Below are 22,476 nucleotides of genomic sequence, written 5' to 3' on the forward strand. Positions count from 1 at the left end.
GGCGGTGAGCTTCCCCGACATCACGCCCTCACTCAAAGCCGCAATGTCGGAGCTGCGCGGACGGTTGCTTGCCAACCAGTCGCTGGCGGAGCTCACCTGGTTTCGCGTCGGCGGCCCGGCGCAGGTGTTGTTCACGCCGGCCGATGAGGACGACCTCGCTTACTTCCTCGCCCATCTTGCACCGGACATCCCGGTCTACGTCGTCGGCGTCGGCTCCAATCTGATCGTGCGCGATGGCGGCATCGCCGGCGTCGTGATCCGGCTGGCACCGCGCGCTTTTGGTGAGACGCTTGCGAGTGGCGATACCGTCACGGCGGGCGCGGCAGCGCTCGACAAGCGCGTCGCCGAAGTGGCGGCTTCGGCCAATATCGGCGGGCTTGAGTTCTATTCCGGCATTCCCGGCACGATCGGCGGCGCACTGCGTATGAACGCGGGCGCCAATGGCGGCGAGACCAAGGACGTGCTGATCGAGGCTCGCGGCGTCGGGCGCGATGGCACCAAGCATGTCTTCTCCAACGCCGATATGAGATTCGTCTACCGCAACAGCGGCCTCGATCCGTCCATCATCTTCACTTCCGCGCGTTTTCGCGGCGAGGTCAGGGATGCCGAGGCGGTCCGCGCGCGGATGGCCGAAGTGCAAACTCATCGCGAGACGGCGCAGCCGATCCGCGAAAAGACCGGCGGCTCGACCTTCAAGAATCCGCCCGGTCATTCCGCTTGGAAGCTGGTCGACGCTGCCGGCTGCCGCGGCTTGCGCGTCGGCGGCGCGCAGGTCTCCGAGATGCATTGCAATTTCCTGATCAACACGGGCGATGCCACCGCGCACGACATTGAGACGCTGGGCGAGACTGTGCGCGAACGCGTGAAGGCGAATTCCGGAATTGAGCTACATTGGGAAATCAAGCGGATCGGAATTCCCGGTTAACCAGGACAGGCGACGAGAGAACATGCGCACCACCATCCTCTTCGGCGGCTCCAACCGCGAGCGTCTGGTTTCCGTGGCATCCGCCCAGGCGCTGCATCAGGCGCTGCCCGAGGCCGATCTCTGGTTCTGGGATATCGAGGATAAGGTGCATGTGGTGCAGTCCAGGCAACTGCTCGAACATGCCCGTCCTTTCGAGGACGAGTTCAAGCCGGGCACATCAGGCATTCCGCTCGCGCAGGCGCTGGACCAGGCCAGGACGGAAGACCGCGTGCTGGTGCTGAGCCTGCATGGCGGGTGCGCCGAGAACGGCGAATTGCAGGTGATGTGCGAAGCGCGCGGCGTGCCGTTCACCGGCTCCGGCTCGGCTTCCTCGCATCTCGCCTTCGACAAGATCGCGGCCAAGCGCTTTGCCGCGCTCGGTGGCGTGACGCCGCCTGTGGGCATCGCGCTCGATAATGTCGATGACGCGTTCGCCGAATATGGCAGGCTGATCGCAAAGCCTGCGCGCGACGGATCGAGCTATGGGCTCATCTTCGTCAACGCCAAGCAGGATCTCGTCGCCGTCCGCAATGCGGCCAAGCACGAAGAGTATGTGATCGAGCCCTACATCGCCGGCGTCGAGGCGACCTGCGGCGTTCTGGAACGCACCGATGGCTCGATCATTGCGCTGCCGCCGATCGAGATCATTCCGGGTGAGGGCAATTTCGACTACGCCGCAAAATATCTTTTGAAATCGACCCAGGAGATCTGCCCGGGCCGCTTCACCCCCGAGGTCACCGCCGCGCTCAAGACGCAGGCCATGCTGGCCCATCGGGCGATGTCCTGCTCCGGCTATTCCCGCTCCGACTTCATCGTCTCGGAGAAGGGGCTGGTCTACCTCGAAACCAACACGCTGCCCGGGTTGACCAGGTCCTCACTCTACCCCAAGGCGCTGAAAGCCGAGGGCATCGCCTTTGTCGACTTCCTCCGCGATCTGATCGAGCTGGCCGTGCGGCGGGTGCGGAAATAATTAGGATTGGTTAACGGGCGGGCCGGCCAAATTGGCCGATTTGGCGGCTAAAACCGGTAAAATACCGGACATCGTGGCGCAACTGCCTCACTTGCCTCGGCAAAAAGCATCCCGCGTTAACGAATTTTACCTTTTGTTTACCAGGACGTCCGAAGGTTAACGCTGGCGGCGCATATGGCGTTTTGGCTGCCGGCGCGTGAGCCGTTCGGATGTATCCGGCCGGCGAACGCTTTGAAGGGGAGCGGTTTCTTCCACCGAAGACCATCACCCGGCCCGGCACGACCGAGACGTCATGTTCGCCAGGACCCGCGCGGTGTCGTGGGCAAACTGTTGACGAGCTCGTGCAATGGATGGTGCAGGAAGCCTCACCCGGTCGTTTGTGAGATCGCTGAGGCCCCAAGCTGATCTGAAGGCGGCCGCTATCGGAGCGGTCGTGCTTCTGCGCGAGTGGGTGCAGGACAAGCGCGCGGAGACGCGTGCCGCCGCCACGATCAGGCAGAAGCTCAAGGCCAAGGCCGTCGTCGAGCGCGAGCCGCCGCCGCGCATCGTCGCGCTGGTCGAGCGCTATCTGCCGCGCCGGGTCGGAATCAGCTTGACCGTGCTGCTGCTGATCGGCAGCTGCGGGCTCGGCATCGTCAAGGGCGGCCATCTGCAGGATTTCATCACCGCCGTCAGCGATGCGCGCAACGCTATGGCCAATTCGGCCGGCTTCCGCATCACTTCCGTCGTGATCAACGGCCGCAAGCAGCTCAGCCAGGACGAGATCCTCGCGATCGGCGGCGTCAGCGGCCGCTCCTCGCTGCTGTTCCTCGATGCCGACGACGTCCGCGACAAGCTCAAGGCCAATCCCTGGATCGCGGACGCGACCGTGCTGAAGCTCTATCCAGGCCAACTGATGATCGAGATTACCGAGCGCAAGGCGTTCGCGTTGTGGCAGGAGGCCGGCCGGCTCTCGGTCATCGCCGACGACGGCGCCGTGCTCGAACCCTATGTCTCGCGCCGGTTTCTCACGCTGCCGCTCGTGGTCGGCAAGGGCGCCGAGACCCAGGCCCGCGACTTCCTGGCACTGCTTGCTCGCTATCCGCAGGTGAATTCGGTGACGAAAGCCGCGATCTATGTCGGCGAGCGGCGCTGGAACCTGAGGCTGAAGGACGGTCTCGATGTCCGCCTGCCCGAGCAGGATGTCGGCAACGCGCTCGCGGCGCTCTCCAAGCTCGACAAGGACGACAGGCTGTTCTCGAAGGACATCGTCGCGGTCGACATGCGTCTGCCCGACCGTCTGGTTGTGCAGCTGTCCGATGACGCCGCGAAGGCGCGCGAAGACCTGTTCAAGGACAAGAAGAAAAAGAAGGCCGATCCCGTATGACCGGTCTAGATCGCACCCAGACGCCGAAGACGCGCCCGATGCCGCACAAGCGTGGCGGCCTCGTCGCCTGCCTCGACATCGGCACCAGCAAGATCGCCTGCATGATCGCGCGGCTGAAGCCGTCGGCGCCCAGCGAGGCGCTGCGTGGCCGCACCCATGCAGTGGAGCTGATCGGCTACAGCCAGATCCAGTCGCGCGGCATGAAGGCCGGCGCGGTGGTCGATCTCGGCGAATGCGAGCAGGCAGTGCGCCAGGCCGTCGGAATTGCCGAGAAAATGGCCAAGGTGCGGGTCGAATCCGTCTTGCTGTCGGTCTCCGGCGGCCGGCTCGCGGGCCACTTGGTCGAAGCCGCGGCCGACATTCGCGGCGGCGCTGTCACGCCGGCCGATGTCAGCCGCGTCACCTCCACGGGCATGCGCCACGCCACCGGCGAGGGCCGCACCGTGCTGCATGCGCTGCCGGTCGGCTACACGCTCGACGGCGTCAAGGGCATTCGCGATCCGCGCGGCATGGTCGCGCATCAATTCGGTGTCGACATGAACGTCGTCACCTGCGACGCCACCGTGGCGCGGAATCTGATGCTGGCGGTAGAGCGCTGCCATCTCAACGTCGAAGCCATGGCGGCGAGCCCCTATGTGGCCGGGCTGTCGGTGCTGACCGATGACGAGGCCGATCTCGGCGCTGCCGTGGTCGAGATGGGCGCGGGCACCACCACGATCGCGGTCTATTCCGGCGGTCGCTTCGTGCACGCGGCCGGATTTGCGGTCGGCGGGCAACATATCACGATGGATCTCGCGCGCGGACTCTCGGCGACCATTGCCGACGCCGAGCGAATCAAGACGTTATATGGCACCGTCATCACCGGCGGATCGGACTCGCGTGAGCTGATGTCTGTGCCGACAGCCGGTGACGACCAGGACCTGCCGCAGATCGTTTCGCGCGCCACCATCGCCAATATCGTCAAGCATCGTGCCGAGGAAGTCTTCGAAATGGTTCGGGACAAGCTGAAGGATTCGCCCTTCGCGGCAGAGCCCAAGGGCCGCGTCGTGCTCTCGGGCGGCGCCTCGCAGCTCACCGGTCTCGTCGAGCTTGGAACGCAGATTCTCGGCCGGCCCGTTCGGGGCGGACGTCCGCTCGGTTTTGGCCGGCTGCCCAACGAGGCGAAGAACGCCGCGTTCGCGGTGCCGGCCGGACTTCTCGTCTACCCGCAATATGTTCACCACGAACATGTCGAACCGCGGCATACGCGGCAGCAGGTCAGGACAGGGACCGGCGGTTATTTCGGAAGGGTCGGACGATGGCTACGCGAGGGCTTTTGATGACCGCTTTCCGCACATGTCTGATTTCACCAACTCCCGCGGCCGCAGGCCGGGGCGAACCCACGCGCGCGTGATCGAGAGGCAAACATGACCATCAGCATCAACGTTCCTGATATTCACGAGTTGAAGCCCCGCATCACCGTGTTCGGCGTCGGCGGCGCCGGTGGCAATGCCGTCAACAACATGATCACGGCCGGCCTGCAGGGCGTCGACTTCGTGGTCGCCAACACCGACGCGCAGGCGCTGACGATGTCGAAGGCCCAGCGCATCGTGCAGATGGGCACCGCCGTGACGCAAGGCCTCGGCGCAGGTTCGCAGCCGAACGTCGGCGCCGCCGCCGCCGAAGAGGTGATCGACGAACTGCGCGACCATCTCTCGGGCGCCAACATGGTGTTCGTGACCGCCGGCATGGGCGGCGGCACCGGTACCGGTGCAGCTCCCGTGATCGCCAAGACCGCGCGCGACATGGGCATCCTCACCGTCGGCGTCGTCACCAAGCCGTTCCACTTCGAGGGCGGCCGCCGCATGCGCACCGCCGAGGCCGGCATCGCCGAGCTGCACAAGGTGGTCGACACGCTGCTGATCATCCCGAACCAGAACCTGTTCCGGGTCGCCAACGAGAAAACCACCTTCGCCGACGCATTCGCGATGGCCGACCAGGTGCTCTACTCGGGCGTCGCCTGCATCACCGACCTGATGGTCAAGGAGGGCCTGATCAACCTCGACTTCGCCGACGTCCGCGCCGTCATGCGCGAGATGGGCAAGGCGATGATGGGGACGGGCGAAGCCTCCGGCGACAAGCGCGCGCTGACCGCCGCGGAAGCCGCCATTGCCAACCCGCTGATCGACGATTCCTCGATGAAGGGTGCCAAGGGCCTCTTGATCTCTATCACCGGCGGCAAGGACCTGACCCTGTTCGAGGTCGACGAAGCCGCGACCCGCATCCGTGAGGAAGTCGACCAGGACGCCAACATCATCGTCGGCGCCACCTTCGACGAAGCTCTCGACGGACTGATCCGCGTTTCGGTCGTCGCCACCGGCATCGAGCAGGCTGCAATCGCCCGCAACAGCCAGGCGACCTCCGCTCCGGTCGCGAACGCCGCGCCGCAGCAGCTCCAGCAGGCTCCTGCGGCTCCGGCCGCCGCTGCCGAGAGCCGTCTCGCCGACCTGACCGCGCGCCTCCGCGCCGACAACCAACGCCTGGCCGAGCGCGCCCAGAAGCTTGAAGCGCAGATCCCGGCTGCCGCACCCGCCGCCGCGCCGGTCGCGCCGCGTCCAAATGTCGAGCGCGCGGCGCTTGCCGCCATCGCCGCTGCCGTTTCAGAAGTCCCGTCGACCCCCGCGCCGCAGACCTATGGCGACGTCACCGTGCGCCCGATCGCACAGAAGCCCACGCTGTTTCCGGAGCCCGAGCAGGCACCGCTCGCCATGCATGAGCCGATGACGCCGGAAACCTTCATCCCGCCGCAGGCCGAGCGTGCCCCGCCCCGCGCGCCGCGCATGCCGCGCCTCGACGAACTGCCGATGCCGGCCCAGGCCGAGCTTCGTCAGGCCCGCGGCGAGGCTGAAGAGGAGACCCCGCAAAAGACCCGCCTGTCGCTGCTCCAGCGCCTCGCCAATGTCGGCCTCGGTCGTCGTGATGAGGAAACGGAAGCCCCGATCGCCGCCCGCACCGCCGGTCCCGCCATGCCGGCGCTGCCCGAGCGCAAGGCGCAGCGTACTGTGCAGCAACAGATTGCCGCCAGCGAGCCGGTATCGGAATATGCCCGCCGGCCAGCGCCGCAGGGTCTCGATGCCCATGGCCGTCCCGCACCTGTTGCGCCGGCGCCACAGGGAGACGACCATCTTGATATCCCAGCCTTCCTACGGCGGCAGGCGACCTGAGGATTGTTACAATAAGGCAGACGCAAAAAGGTCCCGGCGAGACGCTCGCCGGGACCTTTCCTTTTGTCCCCTGCATGTCCGGATTGCGTATTCAAGCAACTGATTTTAAATCATTAATTACCTGTTGGGTGCTTCACTAAAGCTGCCGTCATCGGTCCAAAACCCCGGCGCAATTTGGTTAAGCCTTGGCGCGAATACGGCGGGTTTGGGGTAACAATCGGTAAAAAAGCGTGAGTTGGCGCTGTTTGGGGCAGTGACTATGGTTCGGGCGTGACTTGGGGATACGGAGATTCGGACGGTCGATCTCGATCGATTAGTCGGGTTCAGTATAAGTCGCAATGGGTCGTAGTGGGGCGGGTTCCTGATGAAATTTAGCCGGCAAACAACGCTTCGTGCGCAAGCCACCGTGGCCGGCGTCGGCGTTCATTCCGGTCTTCCCGTTAGCGTAACCCTTGGGCCTGCGCCGATCGACGCAGGTTTTGTTTTTGTCCGGACCGGCCTCGATGGCTGCGACCGCGAAGTGCAGGCCAGGGCCGCGCAGGTGGTCGCGACCGACTTCCAGACCGTCCTGGGGGACAGCGAGGGTCCGCTCGTTTCAACCGCCGAGCACGTGCTGGCCGCCTTGCGCGGTATGGGCGTGGACAACGCCACCATCGAAATCGACGGTCCGGAAGTGCCGATCATGGACGGCAGCGCGGCGCCCTTCGTCGCGGCCATCGACCAGGCCGGCATCGTAACCCAATCGGCGCCGCGCCGCTTCATCCAAGTCCTCAAGCCGGTCTCGGCGGCAATGGGCGATTCGTTTGGCGAATTGCGCCCCTACGCCAACGGCTTCCGCGCCGAGATCGAGATCAATTTCGCTAATCCCGTGATCGGCCGGCAGAGCTACGCGCTCGATCTGTCGCCCGAGCGCTTCCGCCGAGAAATCGCACGCGCCCGCACCTTCGGCCAGATGTGCGATCAGGCGCGGCTGTGGGGCGCGGGCTATGCCCGCGGCGCTTCCTTCGAAAACACCGTCGTGTTCGACGACGAGCGACTGCTCAATGCCGAGGGCCTGCGCTACGCCGACGAATGCGTCCGCCACAAGGTGCTGGACGCGGTTGGCGATCTCGCGCTGGCCGGCCTGCCGTTGCTCGCCGCCTATCGCTCGATGCGCGGCGGCCACAAGCTCAACCACGCCGTCCTGACCACACTGCTTGCCGACCGTACCGCTTGGCGGGTGGTCGAGGGTGAGGCGGCTCGCCGCACCACGCGTCCCGTGGTCGAGGTTGGCAGCGGGATCGTCGGCGGGAGGATCGCCGCGGCCTACGGCCCGGACGTGTCCTGACGCTCTGCTGCCGCAGGCGGCCAAAGCGGCGCTTTCTCCGGGAAACTCCTGGTAACCAGGATCGACTAGGATTGCGGCGTTTTCGCCTTAATCCGGGCGGAATGCCTGCCTATCCGATGGGTTAACAATCGATTTTCGGTTACACCGACGTGGTCGCGTGGCAGGCACCACGATACATTTCGCACCCATGATGGGGATCATGGGCTGGCGGGCACCGCATCACAGGGCGTCAGGTCTAAAATTCATGTCGGCACAGCGTATGACGCGCGGATATCTCTTGGTTTCTCCGTTCGGAACTCGTCGGCTGCTTCAGGCGGCAACTCTCTTGCTGCTCGCGGTACCGCTCGCCGGCTGCGGTACAGGTGCGCTCTGGGACAAGTTCACCCAGAAGGACGACACCTTCGTCGAGGAGCCTGCGGACAAGATCTACAATGAGGGCTTGTACCTCATGAACGAAAAGAAGGACATGAAGGCGGCGACCAAGAAGTTCGAGGAGGTCGATCGCCAGCATCCTTATTCCGACTGGGCGCGCAAATCGCTGCTGATGTCGGCTTACGCGTCCTACCAGAGCGGCGACTATGACGGCTGCATCGGCGCTGCGACCCGCTACGTCACTCTGCATCCCGGCAGCCCGGACGCCGCCTACGCGCAGTACCTCATCGCCGCGTCGCATTACGACCAGATCCCGGATATCAGCCGCGACCAGGGCCGCACCGAGAAGGCGATCGCCTCTCTGGAAGAGGTGGTGCGCAAATATCCGAATTCCGAATATGCGACTTCCGCCAAGGCCAAGATCGAGGGCGCACGCGACCAACTCGCCGGCAAGGAAATGGCGGTCGGCCGCTACTACATGCAGAAGCGCGACTACACGGCCGCGATCAACCGCTACAAGACCGTGGTGACGCAATATCAGACCACGCGCCACGTCGAGGAGGCGCTCTATCGCCTCACCGAGGCCTATATGTCGATCGGCATCGTCGGCGAGGCCCAGACCGCCGCCGCCGTGCTCGGCCACAATTTTCCTGACAGCCGCTGGTACAAGGACGCCTATAATCTTGTAAAATCCGGCGGTCTCGAGCCGAGCGAGAATCAGGGGTCCTGGATCAGCCGGACCTTCAAGAAGATAGGCCTCTAGGTCTCGGCTAGGAAATTTGGTTCCATGCTGGCGCGTCTGTCGATCCGTGACATCGTCCTGATCGAACGGCTCGATATCGAATTCGCCACCGGACTTGCGGTTTTGACCGGCGAGACCGGTGCGGGCAAATCCATCCTGCTCGATGCCTTTGCGTTGGCGCTCGGCGGCCGCGGCGACGCCGGCCTCGTGCGCCATGGCGCGGAGCAGGGTCAGGTCACCGCCGTCTTCGATATCCCGAAGAATCACCCCGCGACGAAGATCCTCGCCGAAAACGGACTCGACGATGCGAGTTTTGCAGAATCTTGCGAGATGATCCTGCGCCGGGTCCAGCTTGCCGACGGTCGTACCCGCGCCTTCATCAACGACCAGTCGATCAGCGTGCAGACGCTGAAGGCGGTCGGCACCGCGCTGGTCGAGATCCACGGCCAGCATGACGAGCGCGCGCTGGTCGATGCCGCGACGCATCGCCGCCTGCTCGATGCCTTTGCCGGCCTCGAAAGGGATGTCGCGGCCGTCGAAGCGCTCTGGGACGCGCGCCGCTCCGCCAACACCGAACTGGAAGAGCATCGCGCCGGCATGGAGCGCGCCGCGCGTGAGGCCGATTATCTGCGCCACGCCTCGGCCGAGCTGAAACAGCTCGCGCCCAAGGACGGCGAGGAGACTTCACTGGCGCATCGCCGCACCACCATGATGCAGGGCGAGAAGATCGCCTCCGATCTACGCGAGGCACAGGAGGTCGTCGGCGGCCATAATTCGCCGGTTGCGGCGCTGTCGGTTGCGGTGCGCCGGCTGGAGCGCCGCGGCGTCAATTCGCCGGCGCTGGTCGAGCCCGCGGTGAAGGCGATCGACGTCGCCATCAACGCGCTGGAGGAGGCCGACCAGCATCTCCAGGCCGCGCTTGCCGCGATCGATTTCGATCCCGCCGAGCTCGAGCGCATCGAGGAGCGGCTGTTCGCCCTGCGCGCCGCCTCGCGCAAATATTCGACGCCGGTCGACGGCCTTGCGGCATTGGCCGCCAAATACGCCGCCGACGTCGTGCTGATCGATGCTGGTGCCTCGCGCTTGAAGAAGCTGGAGCAGGCTGCGATCGAGGCCAATGGGCGCTACGCGACTGCCGCGAAAAAGCTCTCCGCGGCGCGGCAGACATCCGCCGAGAAGCTCAACAAGGCGGTCAACGCCGAGCTTGCCCCGCTCAAGCTCGAACGCGCCAAATTCATCGGCCAGGTTGCGACCGATGAGGCAGCTCCGGGTCCGCAGGGCTTCGATCGCGTCGAGTTCTGGGTGCAGACCAATCCGGGCACCAAGCCGGGTCCGATGATGAAGGTCGCCTCCGGCGGTGAGCTCTCGCGCTTCCTTTTGGCGCTCAAGGTGGTGCTGTCCGACCGCGGCTCCGCACCCACGCTCGTGTTCGACGAAATCGACACCGGCGTCGGCGGCGCGGTCGCGGACGCCATCGGAGCCCGGCTGGCGCGCCTTGCGGGCAAGGTCCAGGTGATGGCCGTGACCCATGCCCCGCAGGTGGCCGCCCGCGCCGACCAGCATCTGTTGATCTCCAAGGATGCGCTGGACAAGGGCAAGCGCGTGGCCACCCGTGTCAACGCACTCGCCGACGACCACCGCCGCGAGGAGATCGCCCGCATGCTCGCCGGCGCCGAGATCACCGCCGAGGCGAGGGCGGCCGCGGACCGCCTGCTCAAGGCGGCCACGGCTTAGTTGTGTGTCCCGAACGCAGCGCGCTGCCCTGCATCCGGGGAACAAGCTCCAACGTGCCTTTACCGTCCCGCCCGCACCGTCGTATCCAAGCACCATGGCCAGAGCAACAAAATCCAAGACGCTTCGTGACGTCGCCGATCTTACCAAGGCACAGGCCAAGGTCGAGCACATGCGGCTCGCGCTCGAGCTCGAAGAGCACGACCGGCGCTACTATCAGGAAGATGCACCGACCGTCACCGACGCCGAGTACGACGCGCTGCGTCAGCGCTTCAACGCGATCGAAAAACGCTTTCCTGAATTCGTCAGCGGGGATTCGCCGTCGCAGAAGGTCGGTGCGGCGCCATCCGGACGGTTCAGAAAGGTGCGGCACGCCGTGCCGATGCTGTCGCTCGACAACGCTTTTGCCGAGGAGGATGTGCGCGACTTCGTCGGCCGCATCGTTCGTTTCCTGAAGCTCGACGACGACAAGGTCAATTTCTCCGCCGAACCGAAGATCGACGGCCTGTCGATGTCGCTGCGGTATGAGGGCGGCGAGCTCGTCACCGCGGCGACGCGTGGCGACGGCACGGAAGGCGAGGACGTCACCGCCAATATCCGTACGCTCGAAGACGTGCCGCAGAAGCTGAAGGGGCGCAACATCCCCGATATCTGCGAGGTGCGCGGCGAGGTCTACATGACCAAGAAAGCCTTCCTCGCGCTCAATGAGCGGCAGAAGGCGGAAGGCGCCACCATCTTCGCCAACCCGCGCAACTCGGCCGCGGGCTCGTTGCGGCAGAAAGATCCGACCATCACCGCCTCGCGTCCGCTCGGCTTCTTTGCCTATGCCTGGGGCGAGATGAGCGCGATGCCGGAGGATACGCAGAGCAGCATGATCCACTGGTTCGAACGCTGCGGCTTCAAGACCAATCCCCTGACCAAACTCTGTCACTCCGTCGAGGAGCTGCTCGCCTTCCATCATTCCATCGAGGAGCAGCGCGCAAAGCTCGATTACGACATCGACGGCGTCGTCTACAAGGTCGACCGCATCGACTGGCAGGAGCGGCTTGGCTTCATCTCGCGCACGCCGCGCTGGGGCATCGCACACAAATTCCCGGCCGAGCGGGCCATGACGGTGCTCCGCGACATTGAGATCCAGGTCGGTCGTACCGGCTCGTTCACGCCGGTCGGCAAGCTCGAGCCGGTCGGCGTCGGCGGCGTGATCGTGCAGAACGTCACGCTGCACAACGAGGACTACATCAAGGGCATCGGCAACAAGGGCGAGAGCTTGCGCGATGGCCGCGATATCAGGATCGGCGACACGGTCGTGATCCAGCGCGCCGGCGACGTCATTCCGCAGGTGGTCGACGTCGTCATCGACAAGCGGCCGAAGACGGCCGGGGAATTCCACTTCCCGAAGAAGTGCCCGTGCCCGCTGCACACCGACGTCGTGCGCGAGGAGACGGCGACGGGCGAGGAGGGCTCGCGTGCCCGCTGCACCGGCGAGTTCGCCTGCCCCTATCAGAAGATCGAACACCTCAAGCTGTTCGTGTCGCGCCGCGCCTTCGACATCGACGGTCTCGGCGAGAAGCAGCTCCAGTATTTCTTCGACGAAGGATGGGTCAGGGAGCCCGCCGATATCTTCACGCTGGAGAAGCGCAATGCGAAGCTCAAGCTGGAGGAGATCGAGGGCTATGGCGCGACCTCGGTGCGCAATCTGTTCGGCGCCATCGAGAGCCGGCGCAGAATCGCGCTGGAGCGCTTCGTCTATGCGCTCGGCATGCGCCATGTCGGCGAAACCACCGCGCTGGCGCTGGCGCGCGGCTACGGCTCCTGGGACGCCTTCCACGACGCCTGCCTCAAGGTCGCCAAGGGCGACGAGGAGGCGATGGCGGAGATGGACGCGCTCGATCAGATCGGCGACACCGTGATCAAGAGCATCGCCGACTATTTCGGCGAGAGCCACAACCGCGGCATCGTCGAGCGGCTGACCAAGGAGGTCGAGATCGTCGACGCCGAGAAGCCGAAGAGCAACTCGGCGGTCGCCGGCAAGACGGTCGTGTTCACGGGCTCGCTGGAGAAGATGACGCGCGACGAGGCCAAAGCGACCGCGGAGCGGCTGGGCGCCAAGGTCTCCGGGTCGGTATCGAAGAAGACCGATCTCGTCGTCGCCGGCCCCGGCGCTGGCTCGAAGCTTGCGGACGCCAACAAGCACGGCGTCAAGGTGCTGACCGAGGACGAGTGGCTGAAGCTGATCGGGGAGTGAGTGAGGATCCTTTCCCTTCTCCCCTCACAAGGGGAAAGGGGAAGGGGCGCCCCTCATATCATCCCCGTCTCTTCCTCTTCCGCCTGCTCGATCAGCGCTTCGCTCACCGCCGTCTCGCGGCGAGGGACGACGAAGATCATCATGCAGGCGCAGAGCAGCGAGATCGCAAGCACCGCAGAAGTCAGAGGCAGCGTCGTGGCCGAGTGGCCGCCGAGATAGGCGCCGAATTGCGACATCAGCGCGCCGATGCCCTGTTGGAGAAAGCCCATCGCGCCCGAGGCAGTGCCGGCGGCTTCGGGGCGGATGCTGATGGCGCCGGCCGCGGAATTCGCCATCACGAAGGCATTGCCGACCATCACGATCATCTGGGTGCCGAACAGCCAGCCAGGAGCTTCATTCCAGCCGGTCAGACTCCACATCAGGTTCAACAGACTGCCGCAGAGCTGCAGGCAGAGCCCGAACCAGATCAGCTTCTGCAGCGAGTGCCGCGGCGCAAAGCGCACGCAGAGGAGATTGCCGACCAGATACGCAAAGCCCGTCGTGGCGAACCACGCGCCGTATTCGGCGCTGGTGCGGCCCATCTGGGTCACGACGATATAGGGGCCGCCGCCGGCGAAGGTGAAGATGATCTGGGAGGCCAGCACCTGGCACATCACATAGCCGATGAAGGCGCGGCTCTTGATCAGGGTGCCGACGTCGCTGCGAAAGCCGCCGCTGCCGACGGCACGGTCGCGGCGCGTCTCCGGCAATGCGATGGCAATGCCGACGGCGACCGCGAGCGCGCCGGCCGTCACAGCGTAGAAGATCGCGCGCCAGCCGAACGCGGTCTCGATCAGGCCGCCGGTGAGCGGCGAGACCATCTGGCCGATCATCAGGGCGGCGACCACGAGGCTGATCATGGAGGCGACGCGGTCGCGCTCATAGATGTCGCGGATGATGGCGCGGCTGATCACCATGCCGGAGGCGCCGCCGAGCGCCTGGAAGAAGCGTGCGGCGATCAACTGCGGCAGGGTCTCGGCGAACATGCAGGCGACGCTCGCCGCGACCATTAACGCGAGGCCGCCAAGCAGCACCGGGCGCCGGCCGAATTTGTCCGACAGCGGCCCCATGATGAGCTGCGACAGGGCGATGCCGACCATGTACAACGACACGGTCATCTGCGCGATTGAGATGTCGCGGCCGAACGTCGTTGCCAGCACGGGCAGCGCCGGAACCAGGATGTAGAGCGAGATCGGCGCGATCCCGGTCATGACGACCAGCAACAGCAGCACCACGCGCGCGGTCGCGATGCTCTTCGTCGCCGCCTCGGGCGGCCTGCTGATCATGCCGTGCATGCGTGTCCGTCTTTCAAATTCGAATCGGACTGTAGCGTGCCCGCACAAGACGGATATCGGCGTTTCGGAATGCGGCTATACGGGTTCCGGGAAGGTTGTGATGAGGACTCGACGGCACCCGATTGGGCGCGTGGATTGTGCCACATCAAAGGTGTCATTCCCCGCGAAAGCGAGGGATCCAGTACACCGCGGCTTCTCCGCATGCGTTTGCTGTCTCTGGAATACCGGATGCTCCGCTTCCGCGGAGCATGACAGTCACGTTGGAGAGGCAGCGTTGCGCAAATCGCCTGGTGCTATGCGCTAACTCAGTTCCGCAGTTGCCTGATCGAGCCAGGCCTTCGTCGCCTCATCCAGCGCCGGCCCCACTTCAGCGCGGACACGCGCGTGGTAGGCGTTGAGCCAAGCCAGTTCCCCTTTGCTCAGCATCGCGGTGTCGATGAGTCGGTGGTCGATCGGCGCGAGCGTCAGCGTCTCGAAGGCATTCATCGGCTTCTCGGCGTCCTTGATACTGGCTTCGACCACAAGCTCGAGATTCTCGATGCGGATGCCGAAACCGTCAGACTTGTAATAGCCGGGCTCGTTGGAGAGGATCATGCCGCGCTTCAGCGGCGTAGTGCCGAGCTTCGAGATCCGCGCCGGCCCTTCGTGCACCGACAAATAGCTGCCGACACCATGGCCGGTGCCATGCTCGAAATCGACGCCGACGGCCCAGAGATATTGCCGCGCCAGTGTGTCGAGCTGCGCGCCGGTGGTGCCGTCGGGGAAGACGGCGCGCGCGATCGCGATATGGCCGCGCAGCACGCGGGTGAAGCGGTCGCGCATCTCCGCCGTCGGTTCGCCGACCGCCATGGTGCGGGTGACATCGGTGGTGCCGTCTTCATATTGTGCGCCGGAATCGATCAACAGGAGATCGCCGGGCACGATCCGCCGGTTGCTCTTGCGGGTGACGCGGTAATGCACGATGGCGCCGTTCGGGCCGGTGCCTGATATGGTCGGGAACGACACGTCCTTCAGCGCGCCGGTGTCGCGGCGGAACGTTTCCAGCGCTTCCACGGCGTCGATCTCGGTCAGCTTGCCGCTTGCCGCCTCGCGATCGATGTAGGCGAGGAAGCGGGCCAGCGCGATTGCGTCGCGGCGGTGTGCCGTCTGTGTGCCCTTGATCTCGGTCGCGTTCTTGACGGCCTTCAGCAGCGCGATCGGATCGCTGCCGCGCACGGGCTTGCCGCCGCCGCCGGCGATCAGACGGCTCAGGGCGTCGGCTGCTGTGGCGCTGTCGAGCGCAATCGCGGCGCCGCTTCTAGCGAGCGCCATCAGCGTCGGCGTCAGCGCATCCGGCTCGCGCACGTCGGCCGACTGCTCGAGATGATCGCGCGTCAGGTTCGAGAGCTTGCGGTGGTCGATGAAAACAGTGGGCCGGCCAACCTTCGGCACCAGCGCGTAGGACAGCGGCAGCGGCGTATGGGCGACGTCGGCGCCGCGGATGTTGAAGGTCCAGGCGACCGCATGGCTGTCGGACAGCACCAGTGCATCGGCGCCCAACTTCTCGATCTCCGCCTTGATCTGCGCCACCTTCTCGGCCTCCGCGACCCCGGCATATTGCAGGGCGTGGATCGTGACGGGGGCGACCGGCGGCTGCGGCCGGTCGTGCCAGACCGCATCGACCGGATTGCTGTCGACCGCCACCAGTTCGGCATCAGCCTTGGCGCAGGCGGCGGAGAGCCGCTCGGCTGCCGCAAAAGTGTGCAGCCACGGATCAAATCCTAGGCGATCGCCGGATTTCAAATGCGCCGAGACCCAGCTCTCCGGTGGCGGATCAATCAGCGATTCCACCGCCCACGCCTTGGCATCGACCTGCTTGGCCGCCTGAATCGTGTAGCGGCCGTCGACGAACAATGCGGCTTCCTGGGCCAACACCACGGCGAGGCCCGCCGAGCCGGTGAAGCCGGTCAGCCAGGCGAGCCGCTCTTCGGAGGGCGCGACATATTCGTTCTGTTGCTGATCGGCACGTGGAATGACGAAGCCGGTCAATTTGCGGCGTGTGAGTTCTTCACGGAGCGCAGCCAGGCGCGCCGTCAATGCGACGCCGGCCTCGGGCTCCTCGAATGTCTGGAAGTGTGCTTCGAACATGCCTCAGTTTAGGAGTATGGGGATCAGTCCGCAATGTAGACGCAATTGCCGTCTCATCTGGCATGGACTGTGCTTGAAAATGTTCCATTCGAATTTGAGTGGAGTAATGGATGCGGCAGTTGCGCTCCGTCCGGATAACAGGGAAATTCGAGCAAGTGGTTCATCTCAACGGCGAGGGGACACACGATGCCAGCGTTCACCTTTGAGAAGATTTCGCCGCCGGTGCGCCGCGCTCCGGCCGCAACGACACCGAAGAAGCCGCGCGGCCTCATCAGCCAGATGATCGACCGCGTCGCCGAGCGTCGTGGTGCCAGGCGCGCCCTGCAGGGCAAGCGCGCGATGCGCCGGGACGACAAGCCGGCGGAGTGATGGTCTCGTCGCATGGGCAAAGGCGCAACGTGCCGTGCCCACATCTCTCCCGGATTCGCCGACGAAATGGTGCGCGCTTGCGCTTTGCCCACTCTACGAGAGCTTCCGCAACAACAGGCTGCTCCAGCCCTCGATCCGCAGATGCCGAAGCGGCACAAGACCGCGCGCGCGATAGGCGGCGATCACGGCGGGAGCCTGGTGGGTCAACAGGCCGGAGAGGATGACGCGGGCGCCGGGCGCGAGATGCCGGACCATCGGCCCCGCCAGTTGCCGCAGCGGATTGGCAAGGATATTGGCAAGCACCAGGTCGAATGGGCCGCGCTTGGCAAAATCTGGCGCAGCAAAGCCGGTCGCGCGGATCACTCGCACATATTGGCCCGTTTCGTTCAGGGCCGCGTTTTCTGCGGCGACCCGCACCGAAGGCGGATCGATGTCGGAGGCCAGGACCGCGCGATGCAGCGCCTTGGCGGCGGCGATCCCCAGCACGCCGGTTCCGGTGCCGAGATCGAGCACACGCTTCGGCCGCATATGTTTCAGGATATGGTCAAGCAGGAGTAAACAGCCACGCGTGGTGCCATGGTGTCCGGTACCGAAGGCAAGTGCCGCTTCGATCTCGATGGCGAGCTTGTTGGGCGCAACGCGGTCGCGGTCGTGGCTGCCGTGAACGACGAAGCGTCCGGCCGGGACCGGGACGAGATCCTCCAGACTCGCCTTGACCCAGTCCTTGGCCTCGACCGTGTCGAAGGCAAGCTTGGCAGCGACGTCATTTCCTGCTGAATTTGCAACGAGTTCGCGCAGTAGCGCCTGATCCGGCGCATCGGCAAAATGCAACGTGACGTCCCATCGCCCGTCCGGCCGCTCGAAGGCGGCGACCGCGGCATCGCCCTCGAAAAAGACCTCGGTCAACACATCGACCACGCGCTTGGCCGCGGCTTCAGTGCCGATCGAAAAGCTGGCGCGATGGGTGGGGGAAGGCTGCATTATAGATTTCCGTTGGGTTCAATTTTGGGAACTTTTGCTCCCGATTTTCCAGATAAGTTGCGGTTCCCGCCTTAACTCGATTGTAGGCCGTCGTCCGTACATTTTCGGATGTTGGAGCCATTCGGCACATCCTTGAGTGGAAATGGAGGCGAGTCTTGAAGCGCATAGTTGCGAAATTCTGGTTCGATGAGTCTGGCGCGACTGCGATTGAATACGGTCTGATTGCGGCCGGTATCGCGCTGGCGATCATCACCGTGGTGAACAGCCTGGGCACCACGCTGAACGACAAGTTCACTTCGATTAGCAGCTCCTTGAAGTAATTTCTGCCTCCATTTTCTACCGGGGGCGCTTTCTTCAGAGACGGCATTTCGACGATCAGCCCGCTGGGGGAATTGACCCTTGGCGGGCGAAATCGTTTTGTAGGTAAGCGAGGCAGTGATCTCTGCCGGTTCACAGGTTGTCCTCTCGTGATCCGGGGCCCGTCCACTGCCTTACACCCGACTTATTCAAGCCCTGCCCACACAGCCCTTGTTCGCGCTCGTAGCCACGGGAGCGCAACAGGCTTCCACCGCTTCATCACAACCTCGCAAACAGGCCTGTCCACAGCCCATCCACAGCCCTATCCACGGGTTGCGAACAGGCTGCGGTGATCTCTCAGAATTGCCTGCGCCGCGTTGTGACCGGGGGCGCCGGTGACGCCGCCGCCGGGATGGGCACCGGAGCCACAATGATAGAGGCCCTTCAGTGGCCCGCGATAATCGGCATGGCCCAGCATTGGCCGCGCCGAGAACAGCTGGTTCAGCGTCAACGCGCCGTGAAAGATATCGCCGCCGAGCAGGCCGAATTCTCGCTCGAGATCGAGCGGCGAGAGGATCTGGCGGCCGAGGACGCTTGCGGCAAATCCGGGAGCGTAGCTGTCCACCGTCGCGATCATGAGATCGGCGACCTCGTCGCGATGGTCATCCCAGGACCATCCATCAGGCAGTACGGGCGCGACATGCTGGCAGAACAGGCTCGCGACATGTTGTCCGGCGGGAGCGAGCGTGTCGTCGAGCGTCGAGGGAATCAGCATCTCGACGATCGGCTGACGGCTCCAGCCCTGCGCCCGCGCATCGAGATAGGCGCGGTCCATATAGCCCAGGCTCGGCGCCAGGATGATGCCGGAGGTGAGGTGATCGCCGTCGCCCGGAAGCGCGGTGAAGGAGGGCAGGCGGTCGAGCGCAACGTTCATGCGGAAGGTACCGGAGCCGTTCTTCCAGTGGCGGATGCGAGCGAGGAAGTCCTGGGGCAAGGCGTCCGCCGCGATCAGTCGCGTGTAGAGCAGTTTTGGATTGACGTTGGCCGCCACATACCTTGCGCGAATGACTGTGCCGTTCTCCAGCACCACGCCGACGGCACGGTCGCGCTCGACGATCACCTCGCGCACGCCGGCATCAAGGTCGATCGTGACGCCCTTGGCACGCGCGGCCCGCGCCATTGCCTGCGTGATCGCGCCCATGCCGCCGACGGCGTGACCCCAGACGCCCTTCTTGCCGTTCACCTCGCCGAAGGCGTGATGCAGCATCACATAGGCGGAGCCGGCGGCGTAGGGGCTCGCATAATTGCCGACAATGGCATCGAAGCCGAACAGTGCCTTGACCAGATCGTGCTCGAACCGCTCGTCCAGCATCTCGCCTGCCGAGCGGGTGAAGAGATCGAGGAGGCTGCGGCTTTGCTCAAGCGTCAGGCCGCGCAGGATATTGGCCGTGGTCAGCGCGTTCGCGGCCTCTCGGATCGCGCGAAGGCCAAAACCGGCGAGCAGATTCGGCGGCGCGCGCAGCACGAACTGCCTGAGCACGTCGGCGATGTCCTCGAGCTCGCGCGAAAAGCCGTCGAGCGCGTCGGCATCGCGCGCACTGAGCCGTGCGACGGAGGCTTTGGTCCGGCCTTCGCCGGTGAGGAGATAGTTGCCGTCGGGCGCGGGCAGGAAATTCTGCGCGCGCCGCTCGACCACATTGAGGCCCTGCTCTGCAAGCCCGAGGTCGCGGATGACCTGCGGATTGAGCAGGCTCACGGTGTACGCCGCGACCGAGTTGCGGAAGCCTGGATGAAACTCCTCCGTGACCGCGGCGCCGCCGACCACCTTGCGGCGCTCGACAACACGCACGCGCAAGCCCGCACCCGCGAGATAAGCCGCGCAAGTGAGGCCGTTATGGCCAGCGCCGATGACGACGACGTCGGTATCGATCATGATGTCCCTGGCGTCATTCCGGGGCGATGCGCAGCATCGAACTATGGTGCGGGCTCCGCACCGGAGAATCTCGAGGTTCCGGATTCGCCTCTTCGAGGCGCCCCGGAATGACAGCTGTATATCAGGCATTTCTCGACGCAACATCACGAGACCATTTATTGCCCGTTCAGGCGCGGTGTGCTCCATTGCGCGCGGCCGGCGCCCGCCGGAAGCAAGCCGGAGCTCCCATGGATTCGATCGCGCAACCCGCCGCCGCGGAGCAGCCGTTCGCCTCGCGCAACCGGCTGCTGCTGACAATCTACACGGCCGCGATCTTCGTCAGCGCACTCCTGCTGTTCTCGGTGCAGCCGCTGTTCACGAAAATGGTGCTGCCGCGGCTCGGCGGCTCGCCCGCAGTGTGGTCAGTGGCGATGGTGTTCTTCCAATCGCTGCTGCTGGCGGGCTATGCCTACGCGCACCTGCTCATGCAAATCAAGAACCGTGTGGTCCCGGTTGTGGTCCATCTGGTGCTGCTGATCGCGGCCTTCGTCACGCTGCCGCTCGGCATCGCCAGTGCCTATGGTGAGCCGCCGGCGTCCGGTTACGCGTTCTGGCTGCTCGGCCTGTTCGTGACCTCGATCGGCCTGCCGTTCTTCGCGCTCGCTGCCAACAATCCGCTGTTGCAGGCATGGTTCGTCCGGACCGGTCATCCCGATGGTCACGACCCGTACTTTCTCTACGCCTCCTCCAACATCGGCAGCTTCCTGGCGCTGCTGTCCTATCCGTTCCTGCTGGAGCCGATGTTCACGCTGCATGCGCAGAACCGGCTCTGGACCGGCGGCTACGGTCTTTTGATCGTGCTGATCGCGGGCTGCGGCGTGCTTCTGCTGCGGTCGCCGAAGGTTGCGGTGGCCGATACACGGACCGATGACGCAAATACTGCGGCTCCAAGCGTGCTGACGCGGCTGCGCTGGATCTTCCTCGCCGCCGTGCCGTCCGGGCTGCTGATCGCAGTCACGGCCCATATCTCCACCGACGTTGCCGCGGCGCCGCTGCTGTGGGTGCTGCCGCTGTCGCTGTATCTGCTCACCTGGGTGGTGGTGTTCCAGTCGCGGCCGCTCTTGCCGCACAAATGGATGCTGATGCTGCAGCCGGTCGCGATCGCGGGCGTCGTCATCCTGCTCGCCTTCGGCGGCGAGCAGAATCTGCTGCTCACGCTCGGCGGCCATCAACTCTGCTTCTTCATCATTGCCATGGCCTGCCATGGCGAACTGGCGCGGACCCGCCCCGCAGCCAGATATCTGACCGGGTTCTATGTCGCGCTGTCGTTTGGCGGCATGGTCGGCGGCCTCTTTGCCGGCCTCGTGGCGCCGTTCACGTTCTCCTGGATCGCCGAATATCCAATTCTGGTCGCGCTCGCCGCACTGTGCCGGCCCCCGGCGAACGAGCGACTCGCTCGCATCGTGGGATGGTACTGGCTGGCGCTCGCCGTGCTGGCAGCGGCGCTCGTTGCGCCGACCTACATGACAGGCGATCTCTTCACCTGGTTCGAGGATCACCGCGTCTGGGTTGCCGGCGCCGTCGGCGTGCTGGCGGCGCTTCTGGCGCTGGCGCTCAATGCCGATCGCTGGAAGATATTTGCCACCGTCGCGCTGGCGCTGGTCTTGACCCGGATCTATCCGGCTGACGAAGGCCGCGTCACCACCGTGCGCAGCTTCTTCGGCGTACACAAGATCGTGGTGACGCCGGGCGGATATTTCCATGTGCTGATGCACGGCACCACAATTCACGGCGCCGAGCGCTTCCGCAACAATGACGGCACGCCCGTTACCGGCCGGCCCGAGCCTATCACTTATTACCACAAGGACGGCGGCATCGGTCAGGCCATCACTGCGATCCGCGAGCGCAAGGGAGCGCCATTGAACGTCGCGGCAATCGGCGTCGGATCGGGTACGCTTGCCTGCGCCGCCGAGCGAGGGGAGAGCTGGAAGTTCTTCGAGATCGACCAGTCCATGGTCGATGCCGCGCGCGATCCGAAGAACTTCCGCTACATCTCGAGCTGCCTGCCGGACCTGAAGCCGGTGATCGGGGATGCACGTCTCACCTTCGCCAAGGAGCCAGACGGCATCTACGACCTCATCATTGTCGACGCCTATTCGTCGGATGCGATCCCGATTCACCTGGCGACCGAAGAGGCGATGAAGATCTACAAGGACAAGCTCGCCCCGCACGGCGCCGTGGTGATGCACGTCTCCAACCGGCATCTCGATCTCGAGCCCGTCGTGGTCGGCATCGCCGATGCCAACGATCTCAAAAGCTGGGTCTTCGATGAGGATTCCGGCCGCGATGCCGATTACATCTTCGCAACCGACGTCGTCATCTCCGCACGCGAGGCCGAAGATGTCGGCAAGCTGGCGTCCTCCAAGCAGTGGGAGGAGACCGACGCGGACGAGAAGGTGCGGGTCTGGACCGACGACTATTCCAACATCCTCGGCGCGCTGTATCGGCGCTTGCGGTACGGCGAGCAGTAACGCTT

At 64.8% G+C, this 22,476-nt stretch carries 16 protein-coding genes; 12 read left to right on the forward strand and 4 right to left on the reverse strand.

Annotated elements, in window-relative coordinates:
- Nucleotides 1-4 precede the first annotated feature (4 nt).
- From murB to ligA, 9 genes are all read left to right on the forward strand, one after another.
- Nucleotides 5-925 (forward strand): UDP-N-acetylmuramate dehydrogenase, encoded by a 921-nt coding sequence (gene murB / locus XH88_RS16325; protein ID WP_271669317.1) that lies wholly within the window; start codon nucleotides 5-7, stop codon nucleotides 923-925.
- A 22-nt stretch (nucleotides 926-947) separates the two neighbouring features.
- Entirely contained in the window at nucleotides 948-1,934 is a 987-nt protein-coding gene (locus tag XH88_RS16330) for a D-alanine--D-alanine ligase family protein (RefSeq protein ID WP_271669318.1), read from the forward strand.
- Nucleotides 1,935-2,280: 346 nt separating this feature from the next.
- Nucleotides 2,281-3,300 carry a cell division protein FtsQ/DivIB gene (locus XH88_RS16335; protein ID WP_271669319.1) on the forward strand — a complete coding sequence of 340 codons (1,020 nt, stop codon included), beginning with the start codon at nucleotides 2,281-2,283 and terminating at the stop codon, nucleotides 3,298-3,300.
- Complete coding sequence (gene ftsA / locus XH88_RS16340) at nucleotides 3,297-4,619, forward strand: cell division protein FtsA (protein ID WP_271669320.1); 1,323 nt, start codon at nucleotides 3,297-3,299, stop codon at nucleotides 4,617-4,619. Before XH88_RS16335 ends, ftsA begins: the two co-directional genes overlap by 4 nt.
- 87 nt (nucleotides 4,620-4,706) lie before the next feature.
- Nucleotides 4,707-6,503, forward strand: a complete 1,797-nt coding sequence (gene ftsZ / locus XH88_RS16345; protein WP_271669321.1) for a cell division protein FtsZ — start codon at nucleotides 4,707-4,709, stop codon at nucleotides 6,501-6,503.
- Between the two features lie 364 nt (nucleotides 6,504-6,867).
- On the forward strand, nucleotides 6,868-7,830 hold the full coding sequence (gene lpxC / locus XH88_RS16350; protein WP_271669322.1) for a UDP-3-O-acyl-N-acetylglucosamine deacetylase: 963 nt from the start codon (nucleotides 6,868-6,870) through the stop codon (nucleotides 7,828-7,830).
- A 244-nt stretch (nucleotides 7,831-8,074) separates the two neighbouring features.
- Nucleotides 8,075-8,965: an outer membrane protein assembly factor BamD gene (locus XH88_RS16355; RefSeq protein ID WP_271669323.1), complete on the forward strand. Its 891-nt coding sequence runs from the start codon at nucleotides 8,075-8,077 to the stop codon at nucleotides 8,963-8,965.
- Between the two features lie 24 nt (nucleotides 8,966-8,989).
- Nucleotides 8,990-10,678, forward strand: coding sequence for a DNA repair protein RecN (gene recN, locus XH88_RS16360; RefSeq protein WP_271669324.1), 1,689 nt, complete (start codon nucleotides 8,990-8,992; stop codon nucleotides 10,676-10,678).
- A gap of 94 nt (nucleotides 10,679-10,772) precedes the next feature.
- Entirely contained in the window at nucleotides 10,773-12,920 is a 2,148-nt protein-coding gene (gene ligA / locus XH88_RS16365; RefSeq protein WP_271669325.1) for an NAD-dependent DNA ligase LigA, read from the forward strand.
- A gap of 53 nt (nucleotides 12,921-12,973) precedes the next feature.
- Here the strand turns inward: ligA and XH88_RS16370 are convergent, their stop codons facing one another.
- On the reverse strand, nucleotides 12,974-14,254 hold the full coding sequence (locus XH88_RS16370; protein ID WP_271669326.1) for a multidrug effflux MFS transporter: 1,281 nt from the start codon (nucleotides 14,252-14,254) through the stop codon (nucleotides 12,974-12,976).
- Between the two features lie 300 nt (nucleotides 14,255-14,554).
- The gene (locus XH88_RS16375) at nucleotides 14,555-16,381 is read right to left on the reverse strand and encodes an aminopeptidase P family protein (RefSeq protein ID WP_271669327.1); all 1,827 of its coding nucleotides are present in this window, start codon (nucleotides 16,379-16,381) and stop codon (nucleotides 14,555-14,557) included.
- Between the two features lie 186 nt (nucleotides 16,382-16,567).
- On the opposite strand from XH88_RS16375, the gene XH88_RS16380 reads away from it, so the two are divergent.
- Nucleotides 16,568-16,750 (forward strand): hypothetical protein, encoded by a 183-nt coding sequence (locus XH88_RS16380; protein WP_271669328.1) that lies wholly within the window; start codon nucleotides 16,568-16,570, stop codon nucleotides 16,748-16,750.
- Nucleotides 16,751-16,843: 93 nt separating this feature from the next.
- Here XH88_RS16380 and XH88_RS16385 read toward each other — a convergent pair whose 3' ends face one another.
- Nucleotides 16,844-17,731: a 50S ribosomal protein L11 methyltransferase gene (locus tag XH88_RS16385; RefSeq protein ID WP_271669329.1), complete on the reverse strand. Its 888-nt coding sequence runs from the start codon at nucleotides 17,729-17,731 to the stop codon at nucleotides 16,844-16,846.
- Between the two features lie 155 nt (nucleotides 17,732-17,886).
- Between XH88_RS16385 and XH88_RS16390 the strand changes: the two genes are divergently transcribed.
- Nucleotides 17,887-18,051, forward strand: coding sequence for a Flp family type IVb pilin (locus tag XH88_RS16390; RefSeq protein ID WP_271669330.1), 165 nt, complete (start codon nucleotides 17,887-17,889; stop codon nucleotides 18,049-18,051).
- 299 nt (nucleotides 18,052-18,350) lie between these two features.
- Here XH88_RS16390 and XH88_RS16395 read toward each other — a convergent pair whose 3' ends face one another.
- A complete protein-coding gene (locus XH88_RS16395) occupies nucleotides 18,351-19,961 on the reverse strand; it encodes a phytoene desaturase family protein (RefSeq protein ID WP_271669331.1) in 1,611 nt (536 codons plus the stop codon).
- 227 nt (nucleotides 19,962-20,188) lie between these two features.
- On the opposite strand from XH88_RS16395, the gene XH88_RS16400 reads away from it, so the two are divergent.
- Nucleotides 20,189-22,471, forward strand: coding sequence for a spermidine synthase (locus XH88_RS16400; RefSeq protein WP_271669332.1), 2,283 nt, complete (start codon nucleotides 20,189-20,191; stop codon nucleotides 22,469-22,471).
- Nucleotides 22,472-22,476 lie beyond the last annotated feature (5 nt).

The sequence above is a fragment of the Bradyrhizobium sp. CCBAU 51627 genome, from assembly GCF_028128765.1.
In the GTDB taxonomy this organism is placed as follows: Bacteria; Pseudomonadota; Alphaproteobacteria; order Rhizobiales; family Xanthobacteraceae; genus Bradyrhizobium.

Excerpts from the sequence above, each read along its gene's own strand:
- ligA (WP_271669325.1), top strand. The coding sequence starts at position 10,773 with ATGGCCAGAGCAACAAAATCCAAGACGCTTCGTGACGTCGCCGATCTT.
- lpxC (WP_271669322.1), top strand. The coding sequence starts at position 6,868 with ATGAAATTTAGCCGGCAAACAACGCTTCGTGCGCAAGCCACCGTGGCC.
- XH88_RS16355 (WP_271669323.1), top strand. The coding sequence starts at position 8,075 with ATGTCGGCACAGCGTATGACGCGCGGATATCTCTTGGTTTCTCCGTTC.
- ftsA (WP_271669320.1), top strand. The coding sequence starts at position 3,297 with ATGACCGGTCTAGATCGCACCCAGACGCCGAAGACGCGCCCGATGCCG.
- recN (WP_271669324.1), top strand. The coding sequence starts at position 8,990 with ATGCTGGCGCGTCTGTCGATCCGTGACATCGTCCTGATCGAACGGCTC.
- XH88_RS16395 (WP_271669331.1), bottom strand. The coding sequence starts at position 19,961 with ATGATCGATACCGACGTCGTCGTCATCGGCGCTGGCCATAACGGCCTC.
- XH88_RS16380 (WP_271669328.1), top strand. The coding sequence starts at position 16,568 with ATGCCAGCGTTCACCTTTGAGAAGATTTCGCCGCCGGTGCGCCGCGCT.
- XH88_RS16375 (WP_271669327.1), bottom strand. The coding sequence starts at position 16,381 with ATGTTCGAAGCACACTTCCAGACATTCGAGGAGCCCGAGGCCGGCGTC.
- XH88_RS16335 (WP_271669319.1), top strand. The coding sequence starts at position 2,281 with ATGGATGGTGCAGGAAGCCTCACCCGGTCGTTTGTGAGATCGCTGAGG.
- XH88_RS16400 (WP_271669332.1), top strand. The coding sequence starts at position 20,189 with ATGGATTCGATCGCGCAACCCGCCGCCGCGGAGCAGCCGTTCGCCTCG.
- XH88_RS16385 (WP_271669329.1), bottom strand. The coding sequence starts at position 17,731 with ATGCAGCCTTCCCCCACCCATCGCGCCAGCTTTTCGATCGGCACTGAA.
- XH88_RS16330 (WP_271669318.1), top strand. The coding sequence starts at position 948 with ATGCGCACCACCATCCTCTTCGGCGGCTCCAACCGCGAGCGTCTGGTT.
- ftsZ (WP_271669321.1), top strand. The coding sequence starts at position 4,707 with ATGACCATCAGCATCAACGTTCCTGATATTCACGAGTTGAAGCCCCGC.
- XH88_RS16370 (WP_271669326.1), bottom strand. The coding sequence starts at position 14,254 with ATGCACGGCATGATCAGCAGGCCGCCCGAGGCGGCGACGAAGAGCATC.